Source organism: Eubacterium sp. 1001713B170207_170306_E7 (genome assembly GCF_015547515.1).
In the GTDB taxonomy this organism is placed as follows: domain Bacteria; phylum Bacillota; class Clostridia; order Eubacteriales; family Eubacteriaceae; genus Eubacterium.
Genome location: NZ_JADMVE010000001.1, coordinates 1063185 through 1088264, shown reverse-complemented (window position 1 = coordinate 1088264; position 25080 = coordinate 1063185). Strand labels below are relative to the sequence as shown.

The 25080-nt window shown below is 37.1% G+C and carries 24 protein-coding genes and 1 pseudogene; 15 read left to right on the top strand and 10 right to left on the bottom strand.

Features of this window, described 5'->3' with window-relative positions:
* Window positions 1–12: 12 nt before the first annotated feature.
* From I2B62_RS05400 to I2B62_RS05390, 3 genes are read right to left on the bottom strand one after another with little or no spacing between them, the layout of a single operon-like run.
* Window positions 13–747 (bottom strand): peptidoglycan-binding protein, encoded by a 735-nt coding sequence (locus I2B62_RS05400; RefSeq protein WP_195267928.1) that lies wholly within the window; start codon window positions 745–747, stop codon window positions 13–15.
* Complete coding sequence (locus I2B62_RS05395) at window positions 747–980, bottom strand: phage holin (protein ID WP_195267927.1); 234 nt, start codon at window positions 978–980, stop codon at window positions 747–749. Before I2B62_RS05395 ends, I2B62_RS05400 begins: the two co-directional genes overlap by 1 nt.
* A 32-nt stretch (window positions 981–1012) precedes the next feature.
* The gene (locus I2B62_RS05390) at window positions 1013–1336 is read right to left on the bottom strand and encodes a hypothetical protein (RefSeq protein WP_195267926.1); all 324 of its coding nucleotides are present in this window, start codon (window positions 1334–1336) and stop codon (window positions 1013–1015) included.
* A gap of 294 nt (window positions 1337–1630) precedes the next feature.
* Between I2B62_RS05390 and I2B62_RS05385 the strand changes: the two genes are divergently transcribed.
* The 3 genes from I2B62_RS05385 to I2B62_RS05375 all read left to right on the top strand — a co-directional run bounded on the left by I2B62_RS05385 (window position 1631) and on the right by I2B62_RS05375 (window position 4752).
* Window positions 1631–3511 carry a glycoside hydrolase domain-containing protein gene (locus tag I2B62_RS05385; RefSeq protein WP_195267925.1) on the top strand — a complete coding sequence of 627 codons (1881 nt, stop codon included), beginning with the start codon at window positions 1631–1633 and terminating at the stop codon, window positions 3509–3511.
* A gap of 67 nt (window positions 3512–3578) precedes the next feature.
* A complete protein-coding gene (locus I2B62_RS05380) occupies window positions 3579–4217 on the top strand; it encodes a hypothetical protein (protein ID WP_195267924.1) in 639 nt (212 codons plus the stop codon).
* Between the two features lie 112 nt (window positions 4218–4329).
* Window positions 4330–4752 (top strand): hypothetical protein, encoded by a 423-nt coding sequence (locus I2B62_RS05375; protein WP_195267923.1) that lies wholly within the window; start codon window positions 4330–4332, stop codon window positions 4750–4752.
* 406 nt (window positions 4753–5158) lie between these two features.
* Here I2B62_RS05375 and I2B62_RS05370 read toward each other — a convergent pair whose 3' ends face one another.
* Complete coding sequence (locus tag I2B62_RS05370; protein WP_243259438.1) at window positions 5159–5464, bottom strand: transposase; 306 nt, start codon at window positions 5462–5464, stop codon at window positions 5159–5161.
* 1289 nt (window positions 5465–6753) lie between these two features.
* Here I2B62_RS05370 and I2B62_RS05365 point away from each other — a divergent pair.
* The 4 genes from I2B62_RS05365 to I2B62_RS05350 all read left to right on the top strand — a co-directional run bounded on the left by I2B62_RS05365 (window position 6754) and on the right by I2B62_RS05350 (window position 10444).
* Complete coding sequence (locus I2B62_RS05365; protein WP_195267921.1) at window positions 6754–7296, top strand: hypothetical protein; 543 nt, start codon at window positions 6754–6756, stop codon at window positions 7294–7296.
* A gap of 178 nt (window positions 7297–7474) precedes the next feature.
* Entirely contained in the window at window positions 7475–8284 is an 810-nt protein-coding gene (locus I2B62_RS05360) for a hypothetical protein (RefSeq protein ID WP_195267920.1), read from the top strand.
* Between the two features lie 679 nt (window positions 8285–8963).
* The gene (locus tag I2B62_RS05355; protein ID WP_207735935.1) at window positions 8964–9599 is read left to right on the top strand and encodes an ABC transporter ATP-binding protein; all 636 of its coding nucleotides are present in this window, start codon (window positions 8964–8966) and stop codon (window positions 9597–9599) included.
* Between the two features lie 650 nt (window positions 9600–10249).
* Window positions 10250–10444: a transposase gene (locus I2B62_RS05350; RefSeq protein ID WP_195267919.1), complete on the top strand. Its 195-nt coding sequence runs from the start codon at window positions 10250–10252 to the stop codon at window positions 10442–10444.
* A 1459-nt stretch (window positions 10445–11903) separates the two neighbouring features.
* On the opposite strand, the gene I2B62_RS05345 is transcribed toward I2B62_RS05350, so the two are convergent.
* Window positions 11904–13184 carry a GHKL domain-containing protein gene (locus I2B62_RS05345; protein WP_195267918.1) on the bottom strand — a complete coding sequence of 427 codons (1281 nt, stop codon included), beginning with the start codon at window positions 13182–13184 and terminating at the stop codon, window positions 11904–11906.
* A 167-nt stretch (window positions 13185–13351) separates the two neighbouring features.
* On the opposite strand from I2B62_RS05345, the gene I2B62_RS05340 reads away from it, so the two are divergent.
* A complete protein-coding gene (locus tag I2B62_RS05340; RefSeq protein ID WP_195267917.1) occupies window positions 13352–13522 on the top strand; it encodes a hypothetical protein in 171 nt (56 codons plus the stop codon).
* The gene (locus tag I2B62_RS05335) at window positions 13519–14097 is read left to right on the top strand and encodes an accessory gene regulator B family protein (RefSeq protein WP_195267916.1); all 579 of its coding nucleotides are present in this window, start codon (window positions 13519–13521) and stop codon (window positions 14095–14097) included. Before I2B62_RS05340 ends, I2B62_RS05335 begins: the two co-directional genes overlap by 4 nt.
* 47 nt (window positions 14098–14144) lie before the next feature.
* Here the strand turns inward: I2B62_RS05335 and I2B62_RS05330 are convergent, their stop codons facing one another.
* Window positions 14145–14864: a LytTR family DNA-binding domain-containing protein gene (locus tag I2B62_RS05330; protein WP_195267915.1), complete on the bottom strand. Its 720-nt coding sequence runs from the start codon at window positions 14862–14864 to the stop codon at window positions 14145–14147.
* A 128-nt stretch (window positions 14865–14992) separates the two neighbouring features.
* Window positions 14993–15238: a helix-turn-helix transcriptional regulator gene (locus I2B62_RS05325; RefSeq protein WP_195267914.1), complete on the bottom strand. Its 246-nt coding sequence runs from the start codon at window positions 15236–15238 to the stop codon at window positions 14993–14995.
* Window positions 15239–15526: 288 nt separating this feature from the next.
* Here I2B62_RS05325 and I2B62_RS05320 point away from each other — a divergent pair, with 288 nt between their 5' ends.
* Window positions 15527–16057, top strand: a complete 531-nt coding sequence (locus tag I2B62_RS05320; protein WP_195267913.1) for a sigma-70 family RNA polymerase sigma factor — start codon at window positions 15527–15529, stop codon at window positions 16055–16057.
* 60 nt (window positions 16058–16117) lie between these two features.
* On the opposite strand, the pseudogene I2B62_RS05315 reads toward I2B62_RS05320, so the two are convergent.
* Window positions 16118–17573: pseudogene (locus tag I2B62_RS05315) on the bottom strand (DNA methylase).
* A 741-nt stretch (window positions 17574–18314) separates the two neighbouring features.
* On the opposite strand from I2B62_RS05315, the gene I2B62_RS05310 reads away from it, so the two are divergent.
* From I2B62_RS05310 to I2B62_RS05290, 5 genes are all read left to right on the top strand, one after another.
* Window positions 18315–18497, top strand: coding sequence for a helix-turn-helix domain-containing protein (locus tag I2B62_RS05310; RefSeq protein WP_195267912.1), 183 nt, complete (start codon window positions 18315–18317; stop codon window positions 18495–18497).
* Between the two features lie 63 nt (window positions 18498–18560).
* Window positions 18561–19817 carry a site-specific integrase gene (locus I2B62_RS05305; RefSeq protein WP_195267911.1) on the top strand — a complete coding sequence of 419 codons (1257 nt, stop codon included), beginning with the start codon at window positions 18561–18563 and terminating at the stop codon, window positions 19815–19817.
* Window positions 19818–20128: 311 nt separating this feature from the next.
* Window positions 20129–20980 carry a phosphate ABC transporter substrate-binding protein gene (locus I2B62_RS05300; RefSeq protein ID WP_195267910.1) on the top strand — a complete coding sequence of 284 codons (852 nt, stop codon included), beginning with the start codon at window positions 20129–20131 and terminating at the stop codon, window positions 20978–20980.
* A 136-nt stretch (window positions 20981–21116) separates the two neighbouring features.
* On the top strand, window positions 21117–21434 hold the full coding sequence (locus tag I2B62_RS05295) for a hypothetical protein (RefSeq protein WP_074616951.1): 318 nt from the start codon (window positions 21117–21119) through the stop codon (window positions 21432–21434).
* A 131-nt stretch (window positions 21435–21565) separates the two neighbouring features.
* On the top strand, window positions 21566–22366 hold the full coding sequence (locus I2B62_RS05290; RefSeq protein ID WP_195267909.1) for a MerR family transcriptional regulator: 801 nt from the start codon (window positions 21566–21568) through the stop codon (window positions 22364–22366).
* Between the two features lie 63 nt (window positions 22367–22429).
* Here I2B62_RS05290 and I2B62_RS05285 read toward each other — a convergent pair whose 3' ends face one another.
* Together I2B62_RS05285 and I2B62_RS05280 are read right to left on the bottom strand one after the other, a co-directional pair.
* Complete coding sequence (locus I2B62_RS05285; protein WP_195267908.1) at window positions 22430–23977, bottom strand: hydantoinase/oxoprolinase family protein; 1548 nt, start codon at window positions 23975–23977, stop codon at window positions 22430–22432.
* A complete protein-coding gene (locus I2B62_RS05280) occupies window positions 23978–25078 on the bottom strand; it encodes a DUF917 domain-containing protein (RefSeq protein ID WP_195267907.1) in 1101 nt (366 codons plus the stop codon). It lies immediately after the preceding gene.
* Between the last annotated feature and the right edge of the window lie 2 nt (window positions 25079–25080).

The following is a 25080-nucleotide window of genomic DNA, read 5'->3' as shown; positions in this document are numbered from 1 at the left end:
GTTTGTGTGTTTTTAATCATTCCACTGAAAATGCACAAAGCTTCTGTCATAATAGCGGATGGTCTTCAGGCCATACCGCTCACCCGCGTCTGCCACCGCATCGACGGTGTAGCCATTGTCGGCATAGACGGCAATATCGGCCGCCCGTCCCAGTTTATGGTAGGAATCCGGCACGCCGCCGACTTCTGCGTTGAGGATTTCACACCTTACGCCGGAGGTCACAACCAGGGGAATCCCCAGGTCTCTCCGAACCTCCTCCAGTTTTTCGATGAGCGTCCGGTTCATCGGGACTGGAAACCCATCGCAGTATTTGCCGCCGCACTCACATTTAAACTCCTGCATATTAAAATGCTCGGTTACCTGTTCCTGTGGGTCAAAAGCCGGCGCCGGATCGCCTGCGGCATAGTCAAACAGGGCGGCTTCAGTGTTATAGCCGACGATGCCGTCAGCGTTGAGTCCAAAATCGGCCTGCAATGCTTTGACGGCCGCATCGGTTAAGGGGCCTGGAAGGCCATCCACCGGGCAGCCGCAGCCTTTTGCGTTTAACTGCGCCTGTATGCCGCGCACCTGCTCGGACAGGTGGTTTTTTGTCACCGGACCGGCAATGCCGTCAGTCTCAATGCCATAGCCTTCCTGGGCCCGCCTCACCGCCGCCTGGGTTTCGGGACCGTCGAAGCCATCGACCGTCCCCGGCGCGTAGTTGCAGAGCTTAAGGGCTTCCTGAACCTGCGTTAAGGTCATCTCCATTATTTTTCACCTCCATCTTTGTCTTTATCAGAATCTTTAACACCTGGCGTTGTAGGATCAATCAAAATCCCCAATGTAACTGCACATAAAACAATGGCCGACAATATTTTCTCTATTAAAGAAATATTCAGTTCAAAGGTTAAATAACTTTGTATATACTGCAATATTAAAACTACCAAACCCACACATGCAGCCCAAAACGCTTTGTTTTTTAAGCGGTTTTTCCATTTCAAATAAGCATCACCTCATTATTATGACAGAGAGCCTACTTAATCCGTTCCTCAAAACGTGTCAATTGCTCTGTCGTTTTTTGTATTTTCTTATCTAATTCCCTTATTTCATTTTGATTAGAAATGACTTGTTCATTCAAATGCTTTATATCGTTTTTTAAAGCACCCATCTGTTTTCCTTCATTTTTAACATTATCGCGATAAATAACAAATCCGAAGGCTATACTTGTGAGGATTCCCACAATTATTATGATGGTCTGAAACTCAGACACATGATCACCTCCAGATAAAGCAGGCTCTTCAACTGACACTTTTATCTTAGCATGATTTTTGACAATATGCTGTACACAAATTGTCACATGTTTTTTCAGTCTGGCTAAGTATGATAATATTAATAATTGATTATAAACTGGGCTGACAAATTTATGGTGTCAGCTTTTTATTTTATGTTTATGGAACTGAACTAAATGGATAGATTACAGCGAAGTTTAATTGGAACTTAGTTACATGATTATTTGCGTTGATTACATTTTGATATAAAAATAGGGTAAAATACTTGAATGCGCTCTATAAACAGGGTAATATTAAGGTGTGCTAGTACAAAAATATTTTTGAAAGACTTTTTGAAAAAATTTAGGAAGGAAGTTGTTAAAATGGATGCAATGGTAAAAAAATCACAAATGTGGTTGAATTCAAATTATGGAAGCTATGGTTACGATCGATTTCCAACAGTAACTGAAGATGGACAAACCGGTTGGGGAACAATAAATGGTTTGATAAGAGCTTTGCAGATTGAATTAGGAATACAAGAGACTGCAGATAACTTTGGTGATGGGACAATTTCAAAATTCAAGCAAAGATACCCAAATGGAGTTGTGCCACAAGAAGACAACGATAAAACACTGAATAATGTGTATGGAATTATTCAGTGCGGGTTATGGTGTAAAGGATATTCTACGGGAACCAGTGAAATTACCAAATTTTTCAGATCTGGAACTGCTGCTGGTGTGATGGAATTAAAAGAAGACGCTGGGATTAATGCGACAAATGGTACAGTTACTTTAAACGTTATGAAAGCGCTATTATCAATGGATCAATTTAAAGTATTGAGTGACTATGGTGGTACGATACAAATTGCGGCAATACAACGGACGTTAAATTCAAAATATGAAAATTATATTGGATTATCGCCTTGCGATGGTCTTTATGGACGCAAAATGAATGACTCGATGATTAAAGTTCTCCAAGCTATTGAAGGATATAGTGTTGAAGATGCGACTGGAAATTTTGGAGATGGAACGAAAGCAAATTTAATTCATATTTTACTACCGTCTTCGGGTAATAGTGAAGCAGTATTTCTTGCACGCTATGCGTTGGTATGCAATGGTTATGATGTCAACATACTGAGTTCAACTTGGGATTCAGCATTAGCAGCTAAAATTACCGAATTCCAAAGTGATTTAGCTTTACCAGAAACAGGCACAGTAGATGTCAATACCTGGATGTCTTTATTATTAAGTAAAGGAAATCCAGATCGAGGTAGTTTGGCCTGTGATACGCGTTTTGAGATGACAACAGGGCGATTACAGTATATTCTTTCACAAGGTCACCAAATTGTAGGGAGATATCTTACTGGTGGAGATTTTAAAGAACTTAGAATGGGCGAGCCGCAAAGAATCTTATCGGCAGGAGTTCAATTCTTTCCGATTTTTCAGGAATCTCCCGGTAACATTGAGGCGGCACTAGAATACTTTACAGAACAAAATGGAAGGCGTGATGCGGAAACAGCAGTTCATCAAGCGAATGTTCACGGAATTCCAAGCGGTAATGTAATATTTTTCGCTGTCGATTTTGATGCTACAGAAGATATGATTAACAGTACCGTTTTGCCATATTTTGAGGCACTGAAAGACAAGATGGATACATTAGGATCACCCTATAAAATTGGTGTTTATGGAACTAGAGCAACGAGTCGTGCAGTAATCAGTAATCATTATGCAGTTACTTCCTTTGTTAGTGACATGTCTACAGGTTATAGCGGTAATATGGGTTACAGAATTCCCGATAATTGGACTTATGATCAATTTCACGAATATAGTGTTGATAATTGGGATTTAGACAAGGTGGCTTATTCAGGACAGTATCCAGCTGTTACAAGTTTATTGAGCAATCCTGTTTTTGTTGAGGCAGCAACCAGAAATATCCGTGACGGTGACTCTTATACTTACTTGGGTAGTTTAAAACAATTTACAAGTGGTAGTGGACGTGGATTTAGAGTTTTAGCAACAGGTATGCGTGTTCATGCTGATTACTTTTCAAATAACACAAGTGGGGTTGGCGAATTAGAATTAGTATGCGCCAGTACAGGAGAAACATTAGGTTTTATTTCTATATCGAATGGTGGAACAAGCGAGGTGCATTTCAGCGTTGTCTATGGCGAAATTTACTATTTTAGATATACATCAAAGGTACCAGGAATGGGTCTAACGCCAGGGAATTTTGATGTTTGGATTACAACAGATTATTTAATTTAGTTTTAGAGAAGGAGCTAGGGCTCCTTCTCTCTTGAATTATTTAATATTTAAGTATAGGGGTTAAACTATGAAAAAAAAGTTAAAAATTTGTTTTTTATGTCTTTCAGTTGTATTATTATTGCTATTTCTTTCCTTTGTGCTTCTTTCATGGGGAGTATTAAGTCAAATTAATTCAGATACTTCTATTACTAAAGAAATCGAGAATGAAAAGAAAAACATAAAAACTAATCCAAAAACTTCATCCGATATATATATTGAGTCATATAATGAGCTTTATGCAGCAACTGAAAATTATACAAGTTGGGAACCAATAGACAGTTCAAACTCTCAAACAGTTTATGAAAATATCTTGAATGTATCCGGAATAAAGTCTACCATCGTAACGTTGTCTGATAACGATGGCCTTTATCTTAATGATGAAGGGGAGAAAGAAAAAATAGTGATCTTTCATATCACGTATAAAGGATTAGCAAAATTTGAAGATGATCGCACAGAATACATTGAAAATGTTGTAAGATATTTGATTGAGCCGGTTATGCCACAATATCAAGATGAAAAGTTAAAAGTATTGATCGAAAATGCTCAACAGAACACTTTGTTGATTGATAAAGTAGAAGGGATTAGCTATACACCTGATGTATGTACAGCAAATGAAATTCAATTTAGCATTATGTTGAGAATAGACCAGAGCGTTAACAATTATTAAATGATTAGTTTTAGTATAGTTATATAGATATTAATAATAAGGATTTGAGTAAAAGCATTTTGTCAATCTGACTTTTTATTATTGAGAAAGGTTCCTAAAAATAAAGATGAATATGCGGCAAAAAAAGGATAAAGAAAAGCCTAGCAAAACTTATAAAGATATAAATATAGTAGATTTAAAACAGGAATTAGCAATTCAGCAAGCTGAAAAAGATCGCTATATAAGAAGAAAAGAAAGGTTATTTGAAAAGAAAAAATTTATTTCTTACAAGCACATTGAAGAACGAATTTCCATTGAACAGGAAATATGTTTATTACAAAAAAAAATCGAAGAAAAAGACAGAGAAATTTATTTATTAAATAAAACAAAAAAAACGATAGAAGAAGCAATTAATCATATGGGAAGTTTAGAAAAAAAAGTTTTCTATGCACATCGTTATTTAGGGAAAAGCTTAGTTGAAATATCTATAGAATTAGGACATGATTATGGTTATATCCGGAATATATCCTCAAAAGCTGATAAAAAAATGAGATAAGGTTGTGGAATCCAGGAAATTTTAGATTAGTATGATAATCATGAAAAAATAATTATTAAATAGTTATGTCAAAAGAATCATAAGACAAAATGTTGATTTAAAAAAGAGAAAAAGTTATGAAAAACGAGTTATCTGATTATACAATTTTGGAGATTACTCAATCAATAAAACCTGCTAAGAAAAAGATACAGAAACAAAGGAGTGGAAAGATTTTCAGATCACAAAGTTGTTTCTCTCACATACGGTGTGTACATTGTAAGCAAAGCACTGGCGTTGCTTGCCTTTATGGAAAACTTCGCTTTCCGGATCCGTTGTCGATGCGTTGATCACCCGATCCTGGTTGACTTCTTCGAACAGCTGTTTCTCATAGGGTTTGCGGCGCCGAAAATGGCTTTACTGACTTTTTTCAGGTTGGCGTTGGTTTTGGGTTCACAAAGCCCACCTCGGGTTTGAGATAACCGGCGGCTTCCACTTCGAATAAAATCCAGGTAAAGACTTGTTCCACTACCTTTTTAGTAAACTGATGTCTGAACGTATAGTCGATGGTTGCAAAATGAGGAATGGGTTTATTGAGTGGAATCGCCAGAAACCACCGATAAGTAATGTTCATGTCAATGTCTCGAACGGTCTGGCGCAGCGAAGGAAGGCCATAAAGATGTTGGATCAAAACTATCTTAATCAAGCACCATAGTCTCCATACTGGGGCGACCATTATCGGGACAATAAAGCCCTTCAACAAAGTCATAAACACAAGTAAAGACAGCGGTCTGATCAATATGGCGCAGCAAATGGTTCTCAGGCACCAAGGCATCTGTATTGACCAACTCTTTGACATTCCGTTTTAATTCGTCCTTTTTAAACAGGAGATGGCTTTTCTCTTTTTTTGTTTATCAAAAAAAGACGACTTTTTTAAAAAATTGAATTTAATATTTTAATTATAAAAATATATTTGTTTATAAAATTATTATATATATACAAACAAAGATTTACTGAAGAAGAAGTAAAAAGAAATAGTTAAAATGACCCTATAAGGATAAAGGTTACTCTTGCTAAAATATTTTTATTGATTGCTTATTGTTTAAACGAATAGGTCCGTTAATTCTTTCATTTTATCCTGTATCTTTTATTCTTATTTAGCTTTCGGGTGGGCTCAGCTAAACATAAGCGCCTTTAGTTTGTAGAAAAATATGGCCTTCCATTATGATGCAACAATAACAATCTATAGTCCCTTCCATGAAACATCTAGTTAATTTTTTATAATGCTGATTGATACAACAACAATCTCTATCTGTTGCACTTATTTGTACCGTTACTTCTCTGACTCCTGTCTCGGGTTACTAAAGCCAGTCTGCTTCGAAAATTCCTAATCCAAAGCATCCAGATAGCGCTACATTCCTTTCGATACGGTCTGTCTTGAATGAGTTATTGAACGTCATTTACAGCAGATAAGTATCATCCGCCATAATTTCTTCAGTCGTCACAAAATCGAATTCAATATATTTCATTACAATTTCAGTGGAAATCGAACATAAAAAACATCATTATAAAAGCGTCTACAGTGGCTCCGATTATATACAGAATGATTCTGTACTATATCCTCTAAATATAGTCTAAAGAGCTAACGATATGTAAAATTTGACTGAATCTCTATCCTAACTTTCTGATTTTATGCTGTACCAAAATCTAACAAGCAACACTTTAGTCATGATTACAGAATCAACCGAAGATCAACCATTCGTTTATAGGGTATTGCTATTTTAGATGTAACAAAAAACGAAAAGCTAGTTTTGTTAACAAGTCCTTTATTATAAGTTATTATCTTTTTGTTACAAGATATATTGCGTTCGATAAAAGGCTGTTGAGTATTGAATGTAATCGTTATATAATGCAATCAACAAATTAATTTGTAATTACTCAAAAAAAAGAAGGTGATTCCATTGAAATGTAAAATAAATACCTAATATTGGATATTTGTATTTAATTCATAGAAAGGATACTAAAATGAAAAAGTTAATTGTTAGCGTTAGCACACTTTTGTTAGCTTTATTTGTTGCTGTACCAGTATTTGCTAATGAAATGGAAGTTCAAAGTCCAGACAAAATGGAGCAGCCGATTATTTCCGAAGGTTTAGGCGATAAACCAGATCTAGATAAAAAGATCAAAGATGTTGTGGAGGCTAATCCTGGTCAGGAAACCTATGAAATTTTTGACGAATCAATTTCTCCTAGAATGTGGTTTGTACATTCGTGGAGCGGACAAGTAAGTGGTACAAACCGTGGTTACAGTACATTTCAAACAAAACAAGAGGATACTCAAGAGTATTATGTAACTTTCAAATACGCAACCGGTGGGAATTCATTGGTATTAGTTACAAATTTACTTAATTCAGATGGTTATGCAAGAGGTGCGTGCAAAGTTGCCGCTCAATCAGCAAACTCTGGATGGTCCACAGCAACAAAGAACTACGCTTATCAAATGATGTTTGTCAGAGAAAATAGCTGGGATTCTTATGAGTATTGTGAAGGCACCTGGTCTCCATTTTAGAAGGTTTTACAAAGAGAGTGACTTTCGCTCTCTTTGTGATTTTTAAAAACCATAAAAGCTAGAGTAAGAATTTCAAATACTATATTTTTAGGATTACAAGTAAAGAAGTTAGACTTTAGTAGATATGCTCTATTTCATTTTATACTATAATATATTTTATACAAAAGAGGTTTGCACTATGAAATTAATTTCAAAATATCGGATAATAAACAAGTATAGAGTAACTCTTTTTTTATGCTTTTTGATTGGAACCTTTTTATCTTTATTTAGTAGTTATGATTTTTATTTATTAAGAATAATTTTCGATAACGATGGCATTGATAATAAAATATTTTTACTCGAGCATTATCTTAACTTTGATAGTTATATTAGTACATCGTTTAATTATTCCATGCTAATTTTACCTATTTTTTGTTCTATATTATCATTAAGTTTTTATCAAGAAAAGGAAGGTTATTTTATATACTGTTTTTCTAGAAATAAAACCTATATAAAAACTATTCGTAAAGCACTTTTTATTAATGCACTTTATACTGCCTTGACATTTCTAATTGCATATTTGATTTTTTTCATCATTGGTATATTTGTTACTAAGAATTATACTGAAATACCAAGAATTTCATTTGATTTTATATTTGGAAAAAATTTTTCAACGGAGCATTTATACATGTATTATTTTATAGAAGGAATCCTTAAGTATTTCGTATTTTGTTTCATATATAGCCTTTTTTCTAATTCTATTGTGTGCATTACAAAAAAGAAATACCTATCAATAATAATTCCGTTACTGTATTATTATATTTTCTCAATAATTTTCGGTATTTGTTTTAAAGTCTTTGCTTTATCACCGACAATTATTCAATCATTTACTTCATATCAGAATGGTCAACCATTATGGGTAATATTATTTCCATTTGTGCCACCGATTATTTTTGTTGCATATATTCAAAGATATCTAAAAAGGAGAGGCGATATAGATGGCTATTAATAAAAGGATTGGTTTATTAACATGGTTAGTTTTTGGTTTACTAGGTTTCATTACAAAACCAACTTGGTTTTTTAGTATTTTTTTTAGTACATTAATTATATATGGCATTTTTATTATTTGTAATTTTTTTCCTCCTAAAATGAGTCGTTATTTTTCTTTAATTCGATATGGTACTTTAAAAAGTTATTATAAATATTCAATAAAAAAAAATTTAAAGCTTAGTTGTTTTGTAATAATTTTATGTGTTTTTCCATACTATTTTGGAAATATACTCAATACAAAAATTGCACCACTCTCGATACAGGATCTATTATATTTTACACTATTTACATTTGTTAATATGAACCTTTTTGGATTTTTAGAAGCATTGTTATTCATAAAATACGGTAAGATTAAAACGTTAATTGTTCTTTTAGTATATGTTTTTATATCGATGATACTCGCGGTTCCGACACCCTTTATATTTATCACCTCTTACTTTGGAATGAACACTATTTGCATATCAATATCTTATATCATTACATTTACTATTGCAATTGTATTGCATAAAATAATTAAATTAACAGACCTAAATTTTTAAAAGTATAAGATTCATATAATTATAAATAAAGAAATTGAACCGCTACTGTTATGACTAGATACTGTACAATATCATATAAAGTGTTAAGGAGAAAATAAATTGAAATATTTAATTGAAATTATAGATGGTAAGAAGTCATTTCATAACAAAATTGTGTTAGAAAATATAAATTTAAAAGTTATTCGTGGAAAGAAATATGGAATTATAGGGAATAATGGATCAGGAAAAAGTGTTTTACTTAAATTGATTGTTGGTTTTTATTGTTTAGATGAGGGGATAGTGAAGTATAATAATTCTATAATTCGAAGGGATATACAGTTTATACAAAACTCAGGTATTGTAATAGATAATCCATCTTTTATTGAATCTTTAACCGGGTACGAAAACCTGAAAATAATATCAGAAATTAAAAATGTTGTAACAGAAAAACAAATCCAAGACATTTTACGTACTTTTAAACTTGATAAGTATAGCGAAATAAAAGTTAAAGATTATTCTTTAGGAATGCTACAAAAACTTCGAATTGCACAGGCTATTTTCGAAAATCCAGAATTATTAATTTTGGATGAACCAACGAATGGGCTAGATAGTGATACGGTTGATTTGATATATGAAATATTATTAAAATACGTGGATAACGGTGGGACATTAATATTTACAAGTCATAATTCAAAAGATATATCAATATTATGTGATGAAATATATCAAATAAAAGATAAAAAAATTATAAATTGAAATAATCACAATACACATAAGAATAAAAAACTTTGCATTTACATTTTTTAGAAACGATGAGAATTTATATAACAAAAATGTATAAAAATAGTTATACACGTTACTGAAAATGAAATATTAAAAATTATATGGATATTATAAAGAATAGATCAAAAATTGTAACAGCATTTCAATATAAATAAGAGTGCCATACCACGTATCGGTAGTGTCTAGTGAAAAAGCAATATTCTGGACTTCGCCGTTCAACTGTGTTTCAGATAAATCTCAACAGCAGAACTCTCCGCAAAGTTAAGACCGATAAGACGAACGCGATGAAGACTACTATACCCTTGCCAACTGTGAAGACTTGCGAGATTATACCACTGTGACTACCATACGTTATGGGTTAAAACCTTTAAATTGTCTGTTCCAAATAGAGTCATAGTAGAAAAACGAACCTTATTGCTCTACTTAAGCCGTCCCTTTCCGGTGTTCGTAAGTGCTTTGATAGCCCAATACATAAAGATGGTACTCAAAAATATGTAGATTTCGTTTATATCTTCTGGAATGCGGACCACGTTCGTAAAGACATCCCGAAAGTCTTTACCAAGTGTTACTGCAAATGGTGCAGGCATCAGGGGTATTGTTTTAAGCAAACGAACACCACGAACATGTATGCACTTGCAAACTATTCTGAAATAAACCGCCTTACAACCTTGCTTCCAGAATATCCGGTTGTCATGGCAATATCCGGTGTTGGTGAATCACTCGGCTCTCAGCTTATGGGTGAGATTGGTGATCCATTGCGTTTCAAGCACAAACAGACGCTGGATGCTTTTGCCAGTGCCGATTCACTCCTCAACTAATTGCTTGATCGTAACTGCACTGAAGGCAAACCTTACCACTATAAATAACCGCTGAGATGAATAAGTTCCTTCGCCGTTATTATGCTAAGATCTGGGATGATCTAGCTTCTTTTGAACTTTCGGACTAACACCCTTACTTTTCAATTTTTTCAGACCAGCCTTTTTGATGCAATCTCCCAATTTAGGCTTTTATTATGCAATAGAATTTCAATCTGTTATGCATTTTATGTAGCTAAGAGGCTAAGTTTGTCTGCAACCGGACTCGCTTAGCCTAATTTCTCTTTGAGACGTTTTTCGTTATAGTATTTTATACATTCTTTGATTGCACTTTCAACTCCTTAAAGCTATAGTAAGTGACTCCATAATATATTTTCCGTTTTAAAATGCCAAATAAATTTTCTACAACAGTTTCCTTTACAAGATATGCTTTGGAAAATTTTGTTGTTTCTCAATACACAAGCGTAGGCAAGACTTATCTGTAGTCTGAGTGAAAGATACTTCTGTACAGACAGTCTGAAGTGATTTCAATAGCTTGTTTTTGTGAAAACAATATATTGACTACAAATAGGGCTCTGATGATGCCATAGCCTAATAATTCTCCATTGAATATATCTAGGAAAGGGCTTGAATACAACTATCTTATAATACTTGAATTCTATAGCATTTATCGAGATCTTCTGATGTGGAACAGAGGTAAGAAAACGTTGATGAATTCTATTCGGAGTAATTTGTCCTGTTTTCCCTTGTAGAAATTGTATTTACGGCTTTTCCGTATAAAGAATGTTACTTGAGTATTATGCTATTACATCATTCTTTGGAAATTCTTTTTGTTAATCCGCGCTTCTTGTTTACGAATAATTGCAGGCATACGGCGATGGCCGAAATATTTGTGTTCCTTATGTAGGTTGGGTATTTTGTTCGCTAATTCCTTGTTTAGATCTGCGAAAAAACCGATTGCAGCGAGATTGTCTTTCAGTTTGAACGCTTCTCAAAAACTTTGGATGATTCTCGCCGTATTTTCAGAAGCGATCTTCGCTTAAGCATTGTCTTTTAAATAGGCATTCTCTATTTTGAGCTTGAGGAGTTCATACTCTTAATTAATTTAAGACTCGATTACATAAAAAATATGTTTGTCAATAGAGCCCTAATTACATGTTATATTATCAATAATTAGGAATCGACATTAGCTATAGGATATAGATAATTTGTGATATCAGCAAGAGCCATTTTTGTTTTCTCAAACCTGCTTTCTAAAATTTCAGGTTGATAAACACGGGGATTGATCCAATTATACAAAGTCTATCAATTTCCAAGATAGCCAAGTTTTTGAATACTTTGATGATCGTTTTTTAAAATCATAAAGTGTTAAAAATTATTGATTTCATCTCGATGTATAAGCTTTGTCATGTGGTGGATATGAATAATTATCCAATTTTAAGTTTGCCTCTGTATCTAAAGTCTAATTGTGTAAAGATACAATAATAGAAAAAATACCATTTGTAGTTTCATATTGTACCATTCCATCCCATTGTTCTGCAATCTTTTTAATAATCGTCAAACCGTAGCCATGGTTTTCTTTATCTTTTTTGGTGGTTTTGTAAGATGTTGAAGTATTTATTGTTGGATTTTGGCAACAAATTCTCAGATAAGAAAGATTACCATCATAACATATTTGAAAATCAATAATACGATCATTTATCAGGCATTGCTCAGTGGCCTCAATCGCGTTATCTAAGATATTTGAACTAATGATAGAAATATCTGCTTCATTTATTTTTAAGGTTTCTCGCGTTGGCATTGCAATTACTGTTTTTAAAGAAATATTTTTTGACTTTGACATGATAGCTTTTGATGACAAAACAGCATCAAGCCCATCGTAACCAGTTGAGAATAGATAATCAATCCGCTTAGAAAGATCAAGAAACTTCATAACATAAATACGGCAACCATCGTAATTTTGTGCATTGATCAGACCTAATAAATGTAAAAAATGTGATTTAAGATCGTGATTAATTTGTTTTATTTCTTGCTTTGATTCATCAAGTTCTCTTAAATATGATTTTTCGATCGATTCACATTTTTCATAATATTCTAAAAGTAGCTTGTCCGTTTTGCTTTTTACAAGATAAGTGATTAAATATACTAAAAATAAATTTGATAACAGTACCAATAAAGCGACTATGAAAAATATTACGTATTTAATTTCACTGTCTAGATTAAACATAACAATATAGTAAAGTGCATAAAGAATTAAAATCGAGCTTATTGGATAAAATAGCAACAAAATATTCATTTTAATTGTAACATCTTTGTTACTTAATATCTTTACTAGTAAAACATTCGAGTAAAGTAAAATACTGGTAAGTGAAATGAGAATAAAGCCGTAAAGAAGGCTTGTCTCAAATGTGTTGACCGAAATATCCATTGTTAATAGAATTAGGCCAGACAATAACTCTGATACCGCAACAAGTACAATTAAAATAACTAAATATATAAATTTTTTGAGCCAGCTATCTTTATAAAACAATAAATATGATGTCATTATAGCAATACTTATAGAAGTGGATAAAACAGTACTGGGATTATATTTAAACATGAACACTGTAAAAGATATTGATAAGAATAAAAAATATAAGTAAAAGACAATTTTTTTTCTTATTGGCTTTTTTATTAAAACAGAATCTAAAAATATTATTTCAATATAGTTTTTGACTAGTAAGCATATAATATCTACGGTCATTTATCAACCTCCACTAAAATATCATTTCAATACTATTATACACTGTTTCTGCTTTAAGGAACTTTATGATTTTTACACTAAACTTTATTTTTATGCATAGAATATTGCTTTAAAGAATATAAAGCTATATATTTAAGATGTAAAATATAGTTAGGAGGAGTAATCACATGAAAAAGGAAAAATTTAAAAAAGTAGCTAATAACATCTTTTTTAAAGGAATGGCAGTGATGTCGGCATTAATATTTACTGTATTGCAAACAGGTGACACGTGTTTAATTTGGAAATACCAACCGGAGATACCAAAAGCCAAAGAAAATTTTTCAATTAAAGATCTATGATTACACAAGTAGCTTTAAGCTTTGCACATAAGTGCAAAGAACTTAGGCTTATCAGAGCAGAAAATGAACAAATCGTTATGTTTGGGATGGAGCAAATAATTTTCTTTTTGGTAAATTTTTTAGTAATGTTAGGTATTGGTATATTAACCTCACATGTGTATCAAACGATTATATATTTTGTTTGCTATATCTCATTAAGTGGTTTAACTGGAAGTTACCATGCGAAAAATAGACTAAACTGTTCAATAAAAACAGTATTAGTCTTTTGCGTGTATATTTTGACAATAAAATATACGCCTAGAAATGCTTATACTTTATTATCTATTATCTACCAAATTCTTTATTTTTTTATTGTATGGAAAATTGCTCCGGTAGAGCATAAAAATGCAAGTTACTCTGATGATGAGATTTGTCGAAAGAGACAAAAATTATGGTTAAGATCAGTGGTTTATGTATGTATTTCTATGATTTTAGTTTTAGGGACTACATTGTACCAATATTTATATTCAATTAGCACATCGCTGTTAATAATCGCTCTCTTTGCTTTGGCAGGTTATTTATTTAACGAAAAATAAATAAGGCGGGTGATGCAATTTATTGTATCACCCGCCTTATAACTTAGTTAGTTGATAAGTTTATCATATAAATATTGTTTGTATTTTCCTATGATCAGTGAGCGTTTAGTATGGCTGATATCAGCAGTCATTCCATCTAAAAGATTAAACTTGTAGCCCTCGTAGTTTAAAACATAATCCATGTTTACAAGATAGCTTTTATGTGTGCGAAGAAAATTGTAAGGGATCAGCTTATTTTCAATATCAGATATCTTCCCATTCACAGTATAATTTCCCTGAGTTGTATGATAAATAAGGGACCTAAAATTTGATTCTACATAAATGATTGAGTGCACTTCTATTAATGAATGCTTATTATTTGAAGAGAGTTCTATGCATTTATGCTGTTTTTTATATTTTAAAATGACTTTATTAGTGACATCTCTAACCTTTTTTATATTTAGAGGTTTTACTAAATAATGAACAATATCATAATCCAGAGCGGTCTCAACATAACTGATATATGAAGAAATGAATACAGAATAACATTTACAGCCGTTATTGCGAAGGGATTTTAAAACATCAATTCCATTAAATCCAGGCATCTCTACATCGATATAAAGAATATCGATGGTATTGCCTTCAAGTGTATACCATGACAGTAGATCATTCCCATTAAAAAACCATCTTATTTTAGCTGAGGGGTACTCATTTTTGTAAATAGGCAAAAGTACGTCTTTTAACTCGTTAAGAAAGCCAGGGTCATCATCACATAATATTACATTCATGACTTCTCCTTCAACACGCTTGAAACTTTTTAATTAGTTAAAGATATTAATTAACTGATTACTAAAATAAAAGATAGATATCGAAAAAAGCATCAAATGATAGCAATGTTCAAAAAATTATAGTGTAATTAAAGCAGCTCATCATCTTCTTCGCAAATGTCAAATAATTCTGAACTAAAAAATTCCCTTACACTTATATCAAGGCCACGACAAATTAATGCAATTGACTTAATCGTAGGCGTGCTATTGCCTGCAACGATACTCATTAAGGTGGATTTTGACATAGCTGCCCGATAAGAAAGCTTATAAAAAGTAATTCCCTTCTCTTGGCAAAGGTCATTAATTCGTTGGATTACTGCTTCGGTAGTATTCATAAAGGGTCCTCCAGCAGTGTCTTTAAAATTATTATATACTTTTTGAAAAGTCAAAGAGTACGATATATCGCACTAACAAAAAGAGGTTATATTTCATACAAAAATAATAAATTTACAAAATTAAAAAAGTGAATATTTTTCGGCTGTTTTTTATTAATAGCTTACGATTAAATAGGATAGAAAATGAAAAGTTCAACTTAGCTTTCATTTTCTATCTTTTTTTGTGTTTTTATATCCGAGGTCCGCCTCCAATTCGTTTGTTTAAAAACAAATGGATTGGAGGAAAAAATGAAACGAAAACCAAGAGAATTTAGTCTGGAAGCGGCCTGCTATATAAAAGATCATTCAAAATATCATAAAATTACTTATGGTGAATTAAAAAGGATGAAAGAACTTGATCCAGAAGCCTTTTCCAGCAGATGGTTTATACCAATTGGGGGCGCTTTACTGGAAGTTGATTATCAGAACTATCAAGATTTTTATCGCGCTAAGGAGCGGCAAGATTATTTAGAAGCATTAGATGAAGAATATTATGCGATTTCTTATGAGACTTTAAAAGAACAAACACATCGAGAAAAAGAGGCAATCAGCTTTAAGGAAGTGGATGTGAATAAAATTGTTGAAGCAAGTATGTTGTTTGAAGAGCTCAGGAAAGCATTATCTCGCCTAAATAAGGATGAAGCAACACTGATTAAAGCGCTTTATTTTGAAGATCAGACAGTGAAGGCGTTAGCCAACCGACAGGACGTTTCTGTCCACACAATATACAAACAGAAGAAAAGAATTTTACAAAAATTAAGAAAAATGATTGAAGGTTAATGAATTAAAAAGGACGCCCGCACTTTTGAGAGTGTCCTTTAAACAGTGCTGAAAAGTATTTTAAGCTTTATGACCACCGATTTGAAGATTTCGTTCCATCGTCGTTGCGCCCTCCTGTAGGTTCATGCCCTTGAAAATAGCATTGTTTCCGTATTTCTTCTTTATTTGAAGCAGCGTCTGCTGTATCCTTTGCTCTTGAGCTTCCTGCTCTTTTTCCAGGATATCTTCTGCGAACATACTGACTTGTCGACAGGTTACCTTATGGTCAGCAGTGGCTTCGACATCATTGAAAGTCAGAGAAACCCTTCGCAGCATGAGCTTCCTGTCAATGATTCGGTCATAGAGCTTAAGGGCAGCGTTCATAATTTTCTTGGTTGAATGACTGTAGATCGTTTGGCCACCAGCGTCGGTTAACTTTTCGGTGCCGTGCGCCGGCTTTGGTACTGCACGCCCGAAATGATCCATGTGAATTCCTCCGCGGTAATGAGATTCTTTTAAGCCATCCTTATCATAGCCGATATGCAGGGTTACGCTGGACGTCGACAGCCCTTTTTCAATCAGATCGTACACCAGCAGCTCCACCATTTCCTGGACGATCAACCGTCCCTTTTCAAAATCATAGGCATGGGAATGCACCTGCCCGGAGGAAATAGAGTGCGTGCTGGGCTTATAGCTTTTGATGTCGGCCATGGTACAGGGTTCAATTCCCCAGGCATGATCAATGAGGAGTTCTGCGTCAATGCCAAATTCATTGAAAAGCAGATTTTCACCATACCCGTTTGTGTCAGCGCCCTGTAAGCTCATTCTGGCGATATCTCCCATCGTCGTGTAGAGCCCGTTTTTTTCAAGCCTTTTGGCAATGCCCCATCCGATACGCCAGAAATCCGTGAGCGGGCGGTGATCCCAAAGAAGCTGTCGGTAGTTTGTTTCATTGAGCTCGGCAATCCGAACGCCGTCTGAATCTGCTTTGACATGTTTTGCCACAATATCCATAGCGATTTTGGCCAGATAAAGGTTGGTTCCGATACCAGCAGTAGCGGTGATACCCGTAGCTGCCCAAACGTCCTGAATGATCATTTTTGCCAGCTCGCGAGCAGTTATGGGGTGTCCGTTTTTATTGCGATTGGTCGAAAGGTAATGGGTTAAGTCCATAAAAACTTCGTCGATACTGTATACATGGATGTCCTCTTCAGAGACAATTGAAGATATATCGCATATATCCGGGCACTGTAGTCAATGTAAAGCTGCATTCTTGGAGACGCGGTAATATAGGCAATCTCCTCGCCTGTTCGCAATTTGATTGCTTTTAATTTTTGTTCAACCCGAAAAGACGGGGCCTGCCGGGAATGCCATAGGCTTTCAGAGAAGGGGAGACAGCCAGGCAGATCGTTTTCTGAGTACGCGTCACATCAGCGACAACCAGGTTGGTCGTCAAAGGATCAAGACCACGTTCAACACATTCCACTGAGGCATAGAATGATTTTAAATCTATGCAGAGATAAATGTGATCAGACATTTCCCCTGATGTACCAGGTGAGAGTTGTTTTGTAGAAACGTTCAACATCGTGGACCTCACTTATTAATTTTTATCCAGACATAAATTCATTGTTGGCATAAAAGCGTGAAAGAACTTTTGTTTATGATTGGCAAACATAAGTTTTCTTAGCATAATCTTATAACGATAACAACAAAAAGTCAAGTATGAAATGTTGTCTTGTGGAGTTGTTTATTTTTAGAAACAGACATAAGTGAAAATATGAGAACGAATATTCAAAAATGATGCATAACAAGAAAACTTAAAAAAGTCTTAAAGAATAAATAAAATTTGACGTTTTTTTAAAAATTTAGTTTAAAAAATGCTTTTTTTTCCTTTGTATATATAGAGGGAGTTTTAAAGATTATAATCGAATAAAACTTTCAGATTGGAAGCAATTGTTTTCCTGGTCTTTGAAAACTGAATGAAGATTATCTGGGTAAAACCCTTAATCCGGCATGGAGCGACGTTAGAATGGGCGCTTGACGATGAACCATGGCTATAAAAAAATCGTGGTAGATTTTTCGCGATGACGCTGGAGAGAGGGCAATGCGACGGTTACGTGCTGCACTTCTTGTGATATGGAGTGAAGAAAGATGGATTCGCTTTGCTTTCGTGGTTTTTTCACCCAAAACCTTATCCAGATAATGCCTTGCCGGTGGTGTATGGCAAACCGGCTAATAATATTTCAGATAACAAATCACTCTTAAAGGTGGTATTAAAATGTTTAATCAATATGACGATATTATTTTAGTACAAGATTTAACGAAAATGTTAAAGATCGGAAAAAACAAAGCTTATCGCTTGCTGCAAAGTGGTCAGATAAAAGCTAAAAAAGACTGGACAGGACACTGGATTATTCAAAAAGCGGCAGTGATCGAGTATACCAACGTTGGTAAAGCATAATTGTCGCACACAAATAATCCTGATATACTGAGATTGTAGTGATGGGACGATAGGAGTATCGTTATGAAAAAGCAAGAATTTAAAGTAAAAGCTACGTTGCAAAAGAAAAATAATTTTTGGTATGTGGTCTGTGATTATAAGGATGGTGATGGAAAGAGAAAACAGCCGTGGTTAAAAACAGGTATTCCGGTAAAAACCGGAAGTGATCGGGAAAAGAATAAGCTTGCTTCATTAGTTGAGGAAAAGCGGAGGGAACTTGAACTTTCACTCTGCACATCTTGTGATATCTTATTTGTAGATTATGCGTTAAAATGGATAGATGAAAATGCTTTTCGTTATGCGGAAGTCACGATAGCGAGATATCAAAATATTATAAAAGTAAATGTTATTCCTATTTTCAAACCTTTAAAGTTAACTTTAGGAGAAGTAAAGAAAGGACACTTAGAATTTTTCTACCAACAATTATTTAAAGAAGGAAAAAATCCAAGGACTGTTAGAACAATTAGAAGTGTTTTGAAAAGTATTTTAGACGTAGCAGTTGAAAATGAATTAATAACAGAAAATCCTTATCAGAGAGCAAGGTATATTGTTCCAAATAAGATTAAAAATAATCCTAAGAATTTTAAAAGTAGTTTTGACTATTTAAGAATTAATGAGGTTAGACCAGTTTTAGATATTGTTAGGCCTTTTTATCTGTATCCCATGGTTTACATAGCAATAAATTATGGTCTAAGGCCGAGTGAGCTATTAGGTTTAAGATGGCAGTCTATTGATTTAAAACAAGGAAGAATGGATATCAATTTCAGTGCTGTTCAGGTAGACGGTCGGATGGTGTACAAAGATGCATTAAAAAATGAATTCAGTAGGAGATCATTTAAGCTTTCAAAAGAGGCAGTCGAAATTTTCAAAAATGTAAAAAAGAATCAAGAAGCTAACAAAAGATATTATGGAAACTGTTATGTAAAACAGGAACATGATTTTGTTTTTCTACAAGAAAATGGCAAAACTTTCTTTGAAACAAAAGTAAGCAGTTATTTTCAAAGTGTTCTTGTGCGAAATGGATTTCGGAAGATTCGCTTTTATGATTTAAGACATACATGCTGTTCTTTGATGATTAATGCACGGACTAAAGATGGAAGTCCACTTTTTTCTCCAAGAGAGATCATGGAGTATATGGGACATGGAAATATTAATACAACAATGAATATTTACGCACATGTCGAAGAAAAGATTCAGGATGAAATTCCAAATAAAATCGTAACATTAATAAATGAACAAGAAGATCAGCATATGAAAGATGTAATTAGCAAAGTATGTTAGAATTTTGTTAGAAAAAAAAGAAAAAACAAAATAAATGGCGTATATTAGCGGTTTAAATGATAAAATCAGGGTATATTATTAATGCATACCTCTTACTTACATCTCCCCAAAATTTTCCTTATACCTTTTATTGTAAGCAACCCCGGCTCCCCCAAGCCGGGGTTGCTTACGTTCGAGACACTTTTTTGATTTAACAGAGCTTTAACCCTTTCTTTACCAATTCAAAACCAAAGGCCCGCTTTTCTCTGATATGATTAATCCCGTAGTTAAGCACAACTTGAGAAACTAAAGATCAAAGGAGAAGAAACGAAATGGGATTAAAAAAACATTTAGCAGGCCTGACCATGGCTTTAGTGGTCGGAACATTTGCATTTGCAGGATGCAGCGGCGGGGGAGACAGCACAGGAAGCTCCTCGGCGGCCATTTCGGGTGAAATCAATGGCGGGGGCTCCACCTCGGTCCAGAAAATCATTGAAGCGGCAGGCGATGAGTTTGCGGCCCAGAACCCGGATGTCAAATTTACATACAGCGGTACCGGATCATCAGACGGTATCAAGGGCGCCACGGAAGGCACCTACGCTTTTGGCTGTGCGTCAAGAGAATTAAAGGATGAAGAAAAATCTGGTCTGACCGAGCTGGTCTTTGCTTATGACGGCATCGCCATGATCACACACCCGTCTAATCCGGTGACCAACATCAGCTCAGCGGATTTAACCGGGATTTATACGGGCGAGATTACAAACTGGAGCCAGCTTGGCGGAAATGACGCGCCGATCGTTGTCGTATCCAGAGAAGATGGCTCCGGTACCCGTTCTGCTGTCGAAGAGCTGTTAAAATTTGAAGACAAATTAAAACCGGACGCTACCATCAAGGAAGGTAACGGAAATGTACAGTCAACCGTCGCCGGAAATGAAAACGCCATTGGCTATGTATCCTTAACCTTTGTAGACAATACCGTTAAAAAAGTAACCGTCGATAATGTCGAAGCGACTGTCGATAATGTTGTAAACAAGAGCTACCCAGTATCCAGACCATTTCTGGCAGTTTATAAAACAGACAGCCTTAACAGCCAGACAAAAGCTTTCTTAGACTTCTTAATGACCGATGAAGGTCAGACCATTGTTGAAAAAGAAGGCGGCATCAAGGTTGCGCTCGAACAGTAAATAAGCTCTCCACCTTCCCTTGTCCCCGGTTCGCCGGGGGCTTTTTTGATGTCCGGCCATTAAAAAGTTTAAGGTTGTTTTTTAGAGAAAAAAGGCATATGATAGGGGTAAGATTTTAAGAAGGAGTAAAAAGAAAATGACAACCCTGAAATTAAACGCCGGCCCCTGCGGTTTTAACACCGTCATCAAGGCTGAAACCGAAAAGCCTTACAAGGTGAAGGTGACCGTCGAATCGGAGTGCCCTCATTATAAGGCTGTAAATGATGACCTGGCAGAGCCCTTAGATGCGCTGGGCATCTGCTGTAAAGAAAAATATGACAGCAACACCGTGTATAAGATTTTCGCAAAGCACATGAAGCACCCGGCCTGTCCGGTAGCCGTCGGTGTGATCAAGGCCATGGAGGCCGAAGCGGGACTGGCTCTAAAGACGGATATTGAAATGAAGTTTGAGTAAAACAGCATAATGCCTGCCGGGTAAAAGGCAGGCTTTTTTAAAAAGTTTTAAAACAACGCTTGACTTTCCAGCGGCTGGAATGTGTATACTTAAGTCATGTTCGAACAATGAATCACAAAGGGAGGAACTCAATGCTGACCATTGGTGCATTTTCAAAAATCAGTAATGTTACCACTAAAACACTGCGGTATTACGATGAAATCGGCCTGATCAAACCGGTTTATGTCAATGATGAGAACGGATACCGTTATTATTCGGCCACCCAGCTGGAGACGGTCCTGCTCATAGGCAAGCTGAAATGGTACGGCTTCTCACTGGACGAAATTGCCGAAGTGCTTAAGAATCCCGAGGATAATGCCTTTATTCTCTCGCAGATCAGAGAGAAGGAGACTGGACTGAGGGAGATGGCACAGCATTATCAGCTGCTGCTCTCCCTGCTGGAAAAAGATATTTCAAATTTAGAAAGAGGTAAACACATTATGGCCTATTTAGAACAGATTGAAGTCAAGCTCGTTGAAACGAAACCCATGCCCATTTTATCCATAAGGAAAAAAATGAATGTCAAGGATTCGCAAAAATATATTATGGAACTGATGAAAACCGTTCAGGAGAAAGGGCTGTCGCTGACCGCCGGCCCCATGAGTATTTTTCACGATGAGGTTTATAATCCTGAAAACTACGATATGGAGGACGCAGTCGCCATTAAGGAAGCGGAAGAAAGCACCCGTATTTTGGAGGGGGGCCCATGTGCGGTGTCCGTTTTAAAAGGACCCTATACAGAGTTGCCATCAGTTTACGCAAAGATAAGGGAATGGATCGAGGAGGAAGGCTATACGGTTTCGGGAGCCCCCTATGAAATTTACCAGACAGACCCCACGCAGGTTCGGCCAGAAGAAAATATTACGGAGATTTATGTCCCGGTTAAAAAATAAACAGGACAAGAGCCCCGGCTGTCACGAAACAGCCGGGGCCCTCTTTGGCTAAAGCGTAAAAAACTAGGCCAGATCACCGGCCGCCTTGACCTTTAAGCGGCTGGTATTGCCGGGATAGTAGGCCAGAGGAACATCCTCAACATCAATGATGGCGACGGTCTCGGGGATCGCCCCGGCCTCAACAGCCAGGCTTGAGGCCTCTGCGCGGGCGTTTTCCAGAGCCTCATCCCTGGGGATTTCATCATAAGATACCAGCTTTTCATAGGTCCCGCTGACCTTGGAGATGGCGGAGCCGATGGCATTGGCAATACCGAAATATTCTGGCTTGGCTACCTGGCGGGTACCTGCGAGCGCTTCCGGGACAATGATGGAGCCGCCGCCCACCAGGACCACGTCGATATCATCATTGGAAATTTTCATCTGGTCAATGCTGTCCTCGATCATTTCACGGATAACAGCCATAGCCCTTTCGGCAAAATCCTGGTCAATGAGAGCGGCTCTTGAAGGATCGCCCACCTCGGCCAGACCAAGGCGGACAGCGATATCGGTGGCCGTCATGGTATCCCCCCCGAAAACCAGGGCTTTTTCAGTGATCTGATAACCCACACTGTCTGGCCCCACGGTGATCTCACCGTTTTCTTCACGGACAATGGAGCCGCCGCCAAGGCCGATGGAGATAACGTCCGGCATTCGGAAGTTTGTCCGTACACCGCCAATGGTGGCGGCGACACTGCTTTCACGCGGAAAGTCATGCTGGATAACGCCAAAGTCTGTGGTTGTGCCGCCAACGTCAATGACAACAGCGTCGTGGAGACGGCTCAGATAGGAGGCGCCGCGGATCGAGTTGGTCGGGCCGCAGGCGATGGTGAGAATGGGATAGCGCCTTGCGAAGTCCATAGTCATCAGGGTTCCGTCGTTCTGGCTCAGAAAAATATCGGCGTTTTCAATGCCTTCGTCTGCCAGGCTTTTGGCAAAGCCCTCGGTAAAGCTGTCGGCAACCGCGTACAGGGCGGCGTTTAGAATGGTCGCGTTCTCTCTTTCAACAAAGCTTAACGTTCCGATTTCACTGGATTTTGAAATGTGAACGTCTGGCCCCAGCACATCCCGGGCCAGCTGAGCGCAGCGCTCTTCGTGCTCGTTCCGCACAGGAGAGAAAACGCAGGAAATAGCAATGGACTGGGTTTTGCCCTTGATACTTTCAAAAAAGGCACGTACAGCACATTCATCCAGCGGGGCAATTTCTTTGCCGTCAAACTCATACCCCCCGGCCACTGTCGTGGTGGCAATGACAAAATCAGTTAAATCCACGGGCCAGTCCACCATGGGCATGATGCCCTGCATTGCCGGAGCAGCCAGCCGAATCACAGCCACTGGCGCCAGTTTTTTACGCTCCACAATGGCATTGGTACACTGGGTAGTGCCGAGCATGGCCTGATTGACCTTTGACCGGTCAATATCGGCTTCGCGGAGCACATCCTTCAAAGCGCCCAGAATGCCGGAATAAATATCTTCAGAGGTGGGGTGCTTGATACCGGCGATGATGTTCCGGTTTTCATCTACGACAACAGCGTCAGTATTGGTGCCGCCAACGTCAATTCCTATTTTATACATTTATGCGTGCTCCTTTCCGGATAAGCGTTCTTCCAGTGGGATATAGTCTGTGTCACAGCCAAAATAACGCGGGCCGACCATTTCAAGCCCCTGCGGGGTGCGCCACAGATCGTAGCAGGGCAGCCCAACGGCCATGACCCGTTTACCGTATTTTAGGGCGTCAGTGGTAACAGGGATAAAGGTTTCCGTATCCACCAGGCAGATCAGATCTGGAACGGTTACCTTTATGTCTCCGTTCACAGCAGCGGTCAGGTTTTCGTTTTGGAAGGTTATCTCGGCCTGCTGCCCACGGTACTCAGAAATGCCGTCCAGCATCACGTGGCCCAGATTAAAAGCGCCGTTGGTCTCACACAGCACATCGGTTATTTTGCCCTTAAAGATTTTATACCCTCCGGTCTGTTCCAGAAAGCTCTCTTCGGGTGTCTGGCTTTTGTCAAGCTGTTTGATGCCGCGGATGGCGGCTCCCAGCTTCTGAGAACGGGTGATGATATTTTTGACGCCCCATTTTTTCATGGTGGCGCCATCCATGCCGTACAGCGCGATACACACAGACCCGCCGCAGGTCATGGTGACGGCCCGGGCAAGATCCTCGGTCCATTTGTTCGTGATGGTTTCAAAGATACAGGTATTGCCCTTTTCATCGGTCAGGGCCATGGGAGTTGCGCTGACCCCGCCCAGGGTAAAGGTAACCATCTGAAGCTCTGGAAAGGCCCGCCCCATACCGTCGACATCGACTAAAGGGATGCCCAGACGGGCTGAGGCTGCAATGGGCAGCATACTGTTGACACCGCCGGCTTCGATGGGGAAGAAGCCCTTGATTTCCCTGCCGTAAAATTGGCTGACCATATCGTAAAGGCGTTTGTACTCACTGCCGTTTATGCCTTTTTCGGCCAGAACAGTAGGCGCTCCCATCATGGCGATGGGAATTACCAGATCATCGTCGCCGATTTCTTCAGGGTCCAGCATGGTGACGTCGCCACAGGTTTTGATGGCGTCCATGGCCATAAGCTTGCCGATATAGGGGTCTCCGCCGCCGCCAGCGCCCAAAAGGGACGCGCCCAGAGCGATGTCTTCAATTTCGTTAATACCAAGCGTTCTCAATT